The organism is Klebsiella sp. 18074, from assembly GCF_902705905.1.
Taxonomy (GTDB): domain Bacteria; phylum Pseudomonadota; class Gammaproteobacteria; order Enterobacterales; family Enterobacteriaceae; genus Klebsiella; species Klebsiella terrigena.
The window spans coordinates 24479-35134 of sequence record NZ_CACSIS010000039.1; the positions used below are offsets into that span (position 1 = coordinate 24479).

Genomic DNA, 10656 nt, shown 5'->3' on the forward strand with positions numbered 1-10656 from the left:
TTTATTCCTCGTTTGCTGCCCGGAAGCCATTTTCCAGGTCGGCAATTAAATCTTCACCATCTTCAATACCGGTCGAAATACGCAGAAGCGTTTCTGAGATCCCCGCAGCCGCGCGCGCTTCAGGCGCCATGCCTGCGTGGGTCATCGTCGCAGCGTGAGAAATCAGACTTTCTACGCCTCCCAGCGACTCCGCCAGCGTAAATAGCGATAATCCGCTCAGGAAACGACGCAGCGTCTGCTCATCGCCATCCAGCTCGAAGCTTAGCATCGCACCAAAACCTTTTTGCTGACGCGCAGCAATCTCATGCCCCTGATTTTCCGGCAGAGATGGATGATACAGTTTTTTCACCAGCGGCTGGGTTTTCAGATAGTCGACGATCGCCTGCGCGTTGCGCTGGGCCACCTCCATACGCGGGGAAAGCGTACGCAGACCGCGCAGCAGCAGGTAGCTATCGAAGGCCCCGCCGGTGACGCCAATGTTATTCGCCCACCATGCCAGTTCGGTGACAGTCTGCGGATCTTTGGCAATCACCACGCCGGCGACAACGTCTGAGTGACCGTTCAGGTATTTGGTGCACGAATGCAACACCAGATCGGCTCCCAGCGCCAGCGGATTTTGCAGTGCCGGGCTCAGGAAGGTGTTATCCACCACGCTCACCGCCCCCGCTTCACGCGCCAGCGTGCAGATTTTCGCAATATCCACCACTCTCAGCAATGGATTACTTGGGCTTTCAACCAATACCAGCTTCGGTTTTTCCGCCAGCGCGGCGCTCAGCGCCTGCTCATCGTTTTGATCGACAAACAGCACGCGGTAGCAGCCGCGTTTCGCCAGGCTATCAAACAGACGATAGCTGCCGCCGTAGCAGTCATGCGGCGCCACCAGCAGATCGCCCGGCTTCAAATAAACGGTGGTCACCAGCAGAATAGCCGACATGCCGGTATTGGTCAGAACCGCGCCCGCGCCACCTTCCAGCTCCGCCAGAGCGCGCTGTACCACGTCACGCGTTGGGTTACCGCGACGGGAATAGTCATGGGCACGAGGTTCGTTAAAGCCGGTGAAGTTATAGGTGCTGGAAAGGTGGATCGGCGGGACAACGCAACCGTACTGTTCGTCGTCATTTAAACCGCTACGCACTGCGATGGTGGCCTGTTTACGCGTCATGTTGGGCAGTTCCTGGGCTGAATCGGTGAAATGTCAGACTCCAGAGTAATCATTGTCACAATAGACGTCAATACATCTGGACATCTAAACTTCTTTGCGTATAGATTGAGCAAACAGGAAATAGCCGTTAAAATTATATGCATTAGCGCACATCCGTATCGGCTTATCTCATGTCAGAAAGACGACTCATGCGGTAAACTACGCGCGATTATGGCCCGGACTCAAGATTCAGGCCCTTAACTAATGACTAGAGGATTAAAGGTATCTCATGGCTGAATGGAGCGGCGAATATATCAGCCCATACGCTGAGCACGGTAAGAAGAGTGAACAAGTAAAAAAAATTACGGTTTCCATTCCTCTGAAGGTGTTAAAGATCCTCACAGATGAACGCACGCGTCGTCAGGTCAACAACCTGCGTCACGCCACCAACAGCGAGCTGCTGTGTGAAGCGTTCCTGCATGCATTTACCGGTCAACCGTTGCCTAACGATGAAGACCTGCGTAAAGAACGCAGTGATGAAATTCCGGAAGCGGCGAAACAGATTATGCGTGAGATGGGCATCGACCCGGATACGTGGGAATACTAAGCCAATAAAAAAGGGCAGAAGAAAGCTTCTGCCCTTTTTTATGGTTCATCGCGTTTGGCGGCGAGAGAAACAAAAAAGCCGCCCTGAGGCGGCTTCTTCTTCCGGCAACTTACTTGCTGCTGCCCGGTACGCTGAAGCGCTTGTTGAAGCGGTCAACACGGCCACCGGTAGCAACATCACGCTGTTTGCCAGTGTAGAACGGGTGGCATTTACCGCACACGTCGAGGTTCAGGTCGTGACCTACGGTAGAGCGGATTTTCATGACGTTACCGCAAGAGCAGTTAGCAGTAACTTCTTCGTATTTCGGGTGAATATCTTTTTTCATGGGAGAACCTCAGTTAAGGCCGCGTCGCTCTTCCAGCCCTAACGCCAGACACCACGCGATGTTAATAATTTCCCGTAGACTTTCCGCCGTGCGGAACTCATGGGTAATAGTATACGCTTTGATACTGCACGAAGCACACCAAAGGCGGCGAATCATACAGAATTTGACCGACGGATGCAAACTGATCCGCGAGCCCTTATCACAATGTGTATACTAACCGGCCAGATTTCAAGTCAGGAAGATGACATGCCCGTCGCCCACGTAGCCCTGCCCGTTCCGCTGCCCCGTACCTTTGACTATTTGCTCCCTGAGAGCATCACGGTTAAAGCGGGCTGTCGCGTGCGCGTGCCGTTTGGCAAACAGGAGCGTATTGGCATTGTCACCGCGATTAGCGAACGCAGCAAGCTGCCGCTGGACGGGCTCAAGCCGGTCGCCGAAGCGCTGGACGCCGAGCCGGTCTTTTCTTCCTCTATCTGGCGGCTGCTGCTGTGGGCGGCCGACTACTATCATCACCCGATTGGCGACGTGCTGTTTCACGCCCTCCCCATCGCCCTGCGCCAGGGAAAACCAGCCAGCGCGACGCCGCTGTGGTACTGGTTCGCAACCGAGCAGGGCCAGGCGGTAGACATCAACGGCCTCAAGCGTTCACCGAAGCAACAGCAGGCCCTGGCCGCGCTGCGTCAGGGAAAAATCTGGCGTCATCAGGTGGCGGAGCTCGAGTTCAGCGATGCGGCGCTGCAGGCGCTGCGCGGGAAAGGGCTCTGCGAGCTGGCAAACGAAGCGCCGGCCATCACCGACTGGCGGACGAGCTTCACCGTCCCCGGAGAGCGGCTGCGCCTGAATACCGAGCAGGCCACCGCCGTCGGCGCGATCCACAGCGCCGCTGACCGCTTTTCCACCTGGCTGCTGGCGGGGATCACCGGCTCAGGAAAAACCGAAGTTTATCTGAGCGTGCTGGAAAACGTGCTGGCGCAGGGTCGCCAGGCGCTGGTGATGGTGCCGGAAATCGGCCTGACGCCGCAAACCATCGCCCGCTTTCGCGAGCGCTTTAACGCTCCCGTTGAGGTCCTGCACTCCGGACTTAACGATAGCGAACGCCTCTCGGCGTGGCTGAAAGCCAAAAACGGCGAAGCGGCGATAGTTATCGGCACCCGCTCGTCGCTATTTACCCCGTTTAAAGACCTCGGGGTGATCGTGATTGATGAAGAGCACGACAGCTCCTATAAGCAGCAGGAAGGCTGGCGCTATCACGCCCGTGACCTCGCGGTGTGGCGCGCCCATAGCGAGCAAATCCCGATTATTCTCGGCTCGGCAACCCCGGCGCTGGAGACGTTACACAACGTTCGCCAGGGCAAATATCACCAGTTGAAGCTAACCAGGCGCGCGGGTAACGCCCGTCCTGCCCAGCAGCACGTGCTGGATTTAAAAGGCCAGCAGCTACAGGCGGGGCTCTCTCCGGCGCTTATTGCCCGAATGCGTCAGCACCTGCAGGCCGATAATCAGGTCATCCTGTTTTTAAACCGTCGCGGCTTCGCCCCGGCGCTGCTGTGCCATGACTGCGGCTGGATTGCCGAATGCCCGCGTTGCGACAGTTATTACACCCTGCACCAGGCGCAGCATCATCTGCGCTGCCACCACTGCGACAGCCAGCGGCCTATACCGCGTCAGTGCCCTTCCTGCGGCTCGACGCATCTGGTGCCGGTAGGGCTCGGTACGGAGCAGCTGGAGCAGGCGCTGGCGCCGCTGTTTCCCGAGGTGCCAATATCCCGCGTTGACCGGGATACGACCAGCCGTAAAGGGGCGCTTGAACAGCATCTCTCCGATATTCATCGCGGCGGGGCGCGTATTCTGATTGGCACCCAGATGCTGGCAAAGGGTCACCACTTTCCGGATGTCACCCTGGTCTCTCTGCTCGACGTCGATGGAGCGCTGTTTTCCGCCGATTTCCGCTCGGCGGAGCGCTTCGCCCAGCTCTATACCCAGGTATCAGGCCGCGCGGGGCGCGCCGGGAAACAGGGCGAGGTTATCCTCCAGACCCACCATCCTGAGCATCCGCTGCTGCAAACGCTGTTATATAAAGGCTATGACGCCTTCGCGGATCAGGCGCTCGCCGAACGCCTGGCGATGCAGCTGCCGCCGTGGACCAGCCACGTGCTGATTCGTGCGGAAGACCATAACAACCAGCAGGCACCGCTGTTCCTACAGCAGCTGCGTAACCTGCTGCAGGCCAGCCCGCTGGCCGACGATAAGCTGTGGGTGCTTGGCCCGGTTCCGGCGCTGGCGCCAAAGCGCGGAGGCCGCTGGCGCTGGCAGATCCTGCTGCAGCACCCGTCGCGCACTCGCCTTCAGCACATCGTTAGCGGTACGCTGGCCCTGATCAATACGCTGCCGGAAGCGCGCAAGGTGAAGTGGATGCTGGACGTCGATCCTATTGAAGGTTAAGCCTTCTCTTGCGAGGCGGATCGAAAAAATTCAATGCTCATCACGTTTTTCATGAAAATTCTGTAACTCTCCGCATCGACTATCTGCTAAAAATGTTGTTGATGTCAGATCACAAGGGATGTGTCTGCGCCAGTCAGCGAGGAGAAAACAGGTGAAGCCCAAAAAACAGGTGGTTGCCGCCACGATGAAAGACGTCGCCCTGAAGGCTAACGTTTCAACGGCAACCGTATCCCGAGCGTTAATGAATCCCGATAAGGTTTCACAAACTACCCGTAATCGGGTGGAGCAGGCGGCGCTGGAAGTCGGCTATTTGCCGCAGTCGCTCGGGCGAAATATGAAACGCAACGAATCGCGCACGATTCTGGTGATTGTGCCGGATATTTGCGATCCTTTTTTCAGTGAAATCATCCGCGGTATCGAAATCACCGCTGCGGAACAGGGGTACCTGGTGCTGATCGGCGACTGCGCCCATCAAAACCGTCAGGAAAAAACCTTTATCGACCTGATTATTACCAAGCAGATCGACGGCATGCTGCTGCTCGGCTCCCGGCTGCCGTTCGATGCAGGCGTGGAGGAGCAGCGCAATCTGCCGCCGATGGTGATGGCAAACGAGTTTGCGCCAGAGCTCGAGCTGCCCACGGTGCATATCGACAACCTCACCGCCGCCTTCAACGCCGTCAACTACCTGCACGAGCTGGGGCACAAGCGTATAGGCTGTATCGCCGGTCCGGAAGAGATGCCGCTGTGCCACTACCGTCTGCAGGGCTACGTCCAGGCGTTGCGCCGCAGCGGGATAACCGTCGAGCCGCAGTATATTGCCCGCGGTAATTTTACCTATGAAGCCGGCTCTAACGCCCTCGAGCAGCTTTTATCGCTGCCCGTGCCGCCAACGGCAGTGTTCTGCCACAGCGATATTATGGCGCTGGGGGCTCTGTCGCTGGCAAAACGCCGTGGCCTGAAAATTCCTGACGATTTGTCTATTATTGGTTTCGATAACATCTCTTTGTCTGAATTTTGCGATCCGCCATTGACGACCGTTGCGCAACCGCGCTTTGATATCGGCCGCGAAGCGATGCTGCTATTGCTGGACCAGCTGCACGGTCACAGCGTCAGCAACGGCTCGCGACTGCTTGACTGCGAGCTGATCGTTCGTGGCAGTACGCGAAAAATCAGAGCATAACCATCAGGCTTTCGGGCCTGCTCTTCTGGTCAAAGGCCCGCCGCTTAAGTAACATGGCGGGCTGACGAATGAATAAGACAGCGAAACGATAGTGGCACAACGAGATTATGTACGCCGCAGCCAACCGGCTTCTTCGCGGCGCAAAAAGAGCAACACCCGAAGCTCAAGGAACAAGCAAAGTAGCCTTTCTGCTATTTCACCTACCATGGTGGCAATCGCGGCGGCAGTGCTGGTGGCCTTTATCGGTGGACTGTACTTCATCACGCACCACAAAAAAGAAGAAGCTGAAGCGCTGCAAAACCGCCAGGCGGCAGGTAACGGCCTACCGCCGAAGCCGGAAGAGCGCTGGCGCTATATTAAAGAGCTGGAAAGCCGTCAGCCTGGCGTACGTGCGCCAACTGAACCGACGGCCGGTGGCGAAGTGCTGAAGCCTGAACAGCTGACCAACGAACAGCGCCAGCTGCTGGCACAGATGCAGGCCGATATGCGCCAGCAGCCTACTCAGCTGACCGAGGTGCCGTGGAACGAACAGACCCCGGCGCAGCGTCAGCAGACGCTGCAGCGTCAGCGTCTGGCTCAGCAGCAGGCTCAGCAGCAGCAGTGGGCGCAAACCCAGCAGCAGCCGCGCGTACAGCAGCGGGTTGCAGAACAGCCGATCCCGCAGCCAAAGCCGGTACAGCAGCCGAAACAAACGGCGGCAGCGCCGCAGCCGTATCAGGATCTCCTGCAGACGCCAGCGCATACCGCAGCGGCGCCTAAAACACAGGCGGCCGCGCCGGTTGCGCGAGTTGAAGAGGCGCCAAAAGCCGCAGCCGAGAAGAAAGACGATCGCAGCTGGATGATCCAGTGCGGCTCCTTTAAAGGGGCTGAACAGGCGGAAACCGTCCGTGCTCAGCTGGCCTTTGAAGGCTTTGCCTCGCACATCACCACCAACAACGGCTGGAATCGCGTGGTCATTGGGCCGCTGAAAGGCAAGGAAAATGCCAACGACATGATCGGTCGCCTGAAAATGGCCGGGCATGCAAACTGCATTCGTCTCGCCGCCAGGGGTTGAAACCCTCAAAATCCCCCCCATCTATAATTGCATTCCGCCCCGCGTAAAGCGCGGGGCCCCTATTCCGCTTTTGTAACCAAGGGGTCTGCTCGTGACAACAATAGTTAGTGTTCGCCGTAACGGCCATGTGGTTATTGCCGGTGATGGCCAGGCCACGCTGGGCAACACTGTAATGAAAGGCAACGTGAAAAAGGTCCGCCGTCTCTATAATGACAAAGTGATTGCGGGCTTCGCCGGCGGCACTGCAGACGCCTTTACGCTGTTTGAACTGTTTGAACGTAAACTGGAAATGCACCAGGGCCATCTGGTCAAAGCCGCCGTTGAGCTGGCGAAGGACTGGCGTACCGATCGCATGCTGCGCAAGCTGGAAGCGCTGCTGGCGGTAGCGGATGAGAACTCGTCCCTGATCATCACCGGTAACGGTGACGTGGTGCAGCCAGAAAATGATTTAATTGCTATCGGCTCCGGTGGTCCCTACGCCCAGGCCGCTGCTCGCGCTCTGCTGGAAAATACCGATTTGGGCGCTCGCGACATCGCAGAGAAGGCGTTGAATATTGCAGGCGATATCTGCATTTATACCAACCATTTCCACACCATCGAAGAATTAGCCTCTAAAGCGTAAGGATCTCCCATGTCTGAAATGACCCCACGCGAAATTGTCAGCGAACTGGACAAGCATATTATTGGTCAGGACGCCGCTAAGCGTTCTGTCGCTATCGCCCTGCGTAACCGCTGGCGCCGCATGCAGCTTAGCGAAGAGCTGCGCCATGAAGTTACGCCGAAAAACATTCTGATGATCGGCCCAACCGGCGTCGGTAAAACCGAAATCGCGCGTCGCCTGGCAAAGCTGGCCAACGCGCCGTTCATCAAAGTTGAAGCAACCAAATTCACCGAAGTGGGCTATGTCGGTAAAGAAGTGGATTCCATCATCCGCGATCTGACCGATGCGGCGATCAAAATGGTCCGCATGCAGTCCATCGATAAAAACCGCTACCGTGCGGAAGAGCTGGCGGAAGAGCGCATTCTTGACGTGCTGATCCCACCGGCGAAAAATAACTGGGGCCAGGCTGAGCAAACTCAGGAGCCGTCCGCGGCGCGTCAGGCATTCCGCAAAAAACTGCGCGAAGGCCAGCTCGACGATAAAGAAATCGAGATTGACCTTGCCGCTGCGCCGATGGGCGTAGAGATCATGTCCCCTCCGGGCATGGAAGAGATGACCAGCCAGCTGCAGTCCATGTTCCAGAACCTGGGCGGGCAGAAGCAGAAGCCGCGGAAGCTGAAAATCAAAGACGCAATGAAGCTGCTGATTGAAGAAGAAGCGGCCAAACTGGTTAACCCGGAAGAGCTGAAGCAGGACGCTATCGACGCGGTCGAGCAGCACGGTATCGTATTTATCGACGAGATCGACAAAATCTGTAAGCGCGGCGGCAATAGCTCCGGCCCGGACGTGTCTCGTGAAGGCGTCCAGCGCGATCTGCTGCCGCTGGTTGAAGGCTGTACCGTCTCAACCAAGCACGGCATGGTGAAAACTGACCACATCCTGTTTATCGCCTCCGGCGCATTCCAGGTGGCCAGTCCGTCAGACCTGATCCCTGAACTGCAGGGTCGTCTGCCGATTCGCGTCGAGCTGAAAGCGCTGACTACCGAAGATTTCGAGCGCATCCTGACCGAGCCGAACGCCTCGATTACCGTACAGTATAAGGCGCTGATGGCCACCGAAGGCGTGAGCATTGATTTTACGCAAGACGGCATCAAGCGTATCGCTCAGGCGGCATGGCAGGTCAACGAAACCACCGAGAACATCGGCGCGCGCCGTCTGCACACCGTCCTGGAGCGTCTGATTGAAGAGATCTCCTACGATGCCAGTGAAATGAACGGCCAGAGCATCACCATTGATGCTGAATATGTCGGTAAACATCTCGATGTTCTGGTGGCAGATGAAGATCTGAGTCGTTTTATCCTATAATCCGGTTCAATATATTTTCATCACTATAGATGGGGCTATAGATACACGAAATCATTCAAGCTGCGTCAAGGCGGCTAGCCTGAGAATCTCCGGGAGCTTACTCAAGTAAGTGACCGGGGTGAGCGGGCGAAGCCAACAAAGAGGCAGTTTGAAGGATGACGGGTATAGCCCCATTTTTATTGGCCGGAACCTATGACTGAACAACCGATAAACCGCACCCAGGCCTGGCTGGAAAGCCTGCGCCCAAAAACGCTGCCTCTGGCCTTTGCCGCCATCGTTGTCGGTACGACGCTTGCCTGGCACCAGGGTCATTTCGATCCCTGGGTGGCTCTGCTGGCGCTGATTACCGCCGGTCTGCTGCAAATTTTATCTAATCTGGCGAACGATTACGGCGATGCGGTAAAGGGCAGCGACAAGCCCGATCGCATAGGCCCGCTGCGCGGTATGCAAAAAGGGGCGATCAGCCAGGCGCAGATGAAACGTGCGCTCATCCTCACCGTGGTGCTGATTTGTCTTTCCGGACTGGCTCTGCTGTTTTCCGCCTGGCAAACCATGGCCGATTTTATTGGTTTTATGGTTCTGGGTAGCCTCGCCATCGTCGCGGCAATCACCTATACCGTCGGCACCCGCCCTTATGGCTATATCGGCCTTGGCGATATTTCGGTGCTGGTCTTCTTTGGCTGGCTGAGCGTGGCGGGAAGCTGGTACCTCCAGGCCCACACGATTGCCGCCAGCGTCTTCCTGCCCGCAACGGCCTGCGGCCTGCTCGCGGCGGCGGTGCTCAATATCAATAACCTGCGCGATATTGATAGCGATCGGGAGAACGGCAAAAACACCCTGGCCGTGCGCCTTGGTCCAATCAACGCCCGGCGCTACCACGCCTGCCTGTTAATCGGCGCTCCGCTGTGCCTGGCGCTGTTTAACCTGCTTTCTCTGCACAATCCGTGGGGCTGGCTGTTTATCGTCGCTACGCCGCTGCTGGTGAAGCAGGTGCAGTTTGTCATGCGCGAGCGCGAACCGGTGGCCATGCGCCCAATGCTGGAACGAACGGTAAAAGCGGCTCTGTTAACCAACCTGCTATTTGTCATCGGGATTATTTGCAGCAAGCTGCTGGGTTAACTGACAAATATCAATTAACAATTGATGATTTTGCCAACAATGGGTTTCGCGAGATATACTAAAAACTCTCGCAGCAACTGAACGTTAAGCCTATGAAATACGATACTTCCGAGCTTTGTGACATCTACCAGGAGGATGTCAACGTAGTGGAACCTCTGTTCTCCAATTTTGGAGGGCGGTCGTCGTTTGGTGGACAAATCATCACGGTGAAATGTTTCGAGGATAACGGGTTGCTATACGATATGCTCGAACAGAACGGCCGTGGTCATATTCTGCTGATCGATGGCGGCGGTTCCGTCCGACGGGCGCTGATTGACGCAGACCTGGCGCGTCTGGCGGTGCAGAATGAGTGGGAAGGACTGGTGGTTTACGGCGCGGTGCGTCAGGTAGACGATCTGGAAGAGCTGGATATCGGCATCCAGGCGCTGGCAGCCATTCCCGTAGGTGCCGCAGGTGAAGGCATCGGCGAAAGTGACGTCCGCGTCAACTTCGGCGGCGTGACCTTCTTCTCCGGCGATCATCTGTACGCCGATAATACCGGCATTATCCTCTCAGAGGATGCGCTGGATATCGAATAGCCCGCCCAATAAAAAAGGCCTTCTCTCTGAGAATAATGCCGATCGTTTAAGAGTACTTGAACGATCCTGCCAGTAAGAGACAATCCGGGAACAGCCCTCTGTTCCCGGATTTTTTATACCTGAATGAACACCACCTCCTATGGAGGTGGTCAGCAAAAAGTTGGCTCTGCCAGTAATGCTACTCATGGGAAAATCCGAATCTGTTATCCCCATAACTGATAAGGATTTAACCATGAGTAGATTC

At 56.6% G+C, this 10656-nt stretch carries 11 protein-coding genes; 8 read left to right on the plus strand and 3 right to left on the minus strand.

Features of this window, described 5'->3' with window-relative positions:
* Window position 1 precedes the first annotated feature (1 nt).
* Window positions 2–1162: a cystathionine gamma-synthase gene (gene metB, locus GVK32_RS26015; protein ID WP_041143440.1), complete on the minus strand. Its 1161-nt coding sequence runs from the start codon at window positions 1160–1162 to the stop codon at window positions 2–4.
* Window positions 1163–1430: 268 nt separating this feature from the next.
* Between metB and metJ the strand changes: the two genes are divergently transcribed.
* Window positions 1431–1748, plus strand: a complete 318-nt coding sequence (metJ, locus tag GVK32_RS26020) for a met regulon transcriptional regulator MetJ (RefSeq protein WP_004869405.1) — start codon at window positions 1431–1433, stop codon at window positions 1746–1748.
* 109 nt (window positions 1749–1857) lie between these two features.
* Here metJ and rpmE read toward each other — a convergent pair whose 3' ends face one another.
* Window positions 1858–2073 carry a 50S ribosomal protein L31 gene (rpmE, locus tag GVK32_RS26025; RefSeq protein ID WP_041143439.1) on the minus strand — a complete coding sequence of 72 codons (216 nt, stop codon included), beginning with the start codon at window positions 2071–2073 and terminating at the stop codon, window positions 1858–1860.
* 246 nt (window positions 2074–2319) lie between these two features.
* Here rpmE and priA point away from each other — a divergent pair, with 246 nt between their 5' ends.
* The 7 genes from priA (at window position 2320) to rraA (ending at window position 10412) form a co-directional block, all read left to right on the plus strand.
* Window positions 2320–4515, plus strand: coding sequence for a primosomal protein N' (priA, locus tag GVK32_RS26030; RefSeq protein ID WP_159873531.1), 2196 nt, complete (start codon window positions 2320–2322; stop codon window positions 4513–4515).
* 151 nt (window positions 4516–4666) lie between these two features.
* The gene (cytR, locus tag GVK32_RS26035; RefSeq protein ID WP_159873533.1) at window positions 4667–5695 is read left to right on the plus strand and encodes a DNA-binding transcriptional regulator CytR; all 1029 of its coding nucleotides are present in this window, start codon (window positions 4667–4669) and stop codon (window positions 5693–5695) included.
* 91 nt (window positions 5696–5786) lie between these two features.
* Window positions 5787–6749: a cell division protein FtsN gene (gene ftsN, locus GVK32_RS26040; RefSeq protein ID WP_159873535.1), complete on the plus strand. Its 963-nt coding sequence runs from the start codon at window positions 5787–5789 to the stop codon at window positions 6747–6749.
* Window positions 6750–6840: 91 nt separating this feature from the next.
* Entirely contained in the window at window positions 6841–7371 is a 531-nt protein-coding gene (hslV, locus tag GVK32_RS26045; protein WP_041143435.1) for an ATP-dependent protease subunit HslV, read from the plus strand.
* A 9-nt stretch (window positions 7372–7380) separates the two neighbouring features.
* Window positions 7381–8715: an HslU--HslV peptidase ATPase subunit gene (gene hslU / locus GVK32_RS26050; protein ID WP_159873537.1), complete on the plus strand. Its 1335-nt coding sequence runs from the start codon at window positions 7381–7383 to the stop codon at window positions 8713–8715.
* Window positions 8716–8907: 192 nt separating this feature from the next.
* On the plus strand, window positions 8908–9834 hold the full coding sequence (gene menA / locus GVK32_RS26055) for a 1,4-dihydroxy-2-naphthoate polyprenyltransferase (RefSeq protein WP_159873539.1): 927 nt from the start codon (window positions 8908–8910) through the stop codon (window positions 9832–9834).
* A gap of 92 nt (window positions 9835–9926) precedes the next feature.
* Window positions 9927–10412: a ribonuclease E activity regulator RraA gene (gene rraA / locus GVK32_RS26060; protein ID WP_041143432.1), complete on the plus strand. Its 486-nt coding sequence runs from the start codon at window positions 9927–9929 to the stop codon at window positions 10410–10412.
* Here rraA and GVK32_RS29295 read toward each other — a convergent pair.
* The coding region (locus GVK32_RS29295) for a hypothetical protein (RefSeq protein WP_227697908.1) at window positions 10386–10656 on the minus strand (271 nt) is incomplete at its 5' end. The two genes, rraA and GVK32_RS29295, sit on opposite strands and share 27 nt — an antisense overlap.

Bases quoted from the DNA above. Each gene is read 5' to 3' on its own strand.
- metJ (WP_004869405.1), top strand. From the start codon at position 1,431: ATGGCTGAATGGAGCGGCGAATATATCAGCCCATACGCTGAGCACGGT.
- rraA (WP_041143432.1), top strand. From the start codon at position 9,927: ATGAAATACGATACTTCCGAGCTTTGTGACATCTACCAGGAGGATGTC.
- priA (WP_159873531.1), top strand. From the start codon at position 2,320: ATGCCCGTCGCCCACGTAGCCCTGCCCGTTCCGCTGCCCCGTACCTTT.
- menA (WP_159873539.1), top strand. From the start codon at position 8,908: ATGACTGAACAACCGATAAACCGCACCCAGGCCTGGCTGGAAAGCCTG.
- rpmE (WP_041143439.1), bottom strand. From the start codon at position 2,073: ATGAAAAAAGATATTCACCCGAAATACGAAGAAGTTACTGCTAACTGC.
- hslU (WP_159873537.1), top strand. From the start codon at position 7,381: ATGTCTGAAATGACCCCACGCGAAATTGTCAGCGAACTGGACAAGCAT.
- metB (WP_041143440.1), bottom strand. From the start codon at position 1,162: ATGACGCGTAAACAGGCCACCATCGCAGTGCGTAGCGGTTTAAATGAC.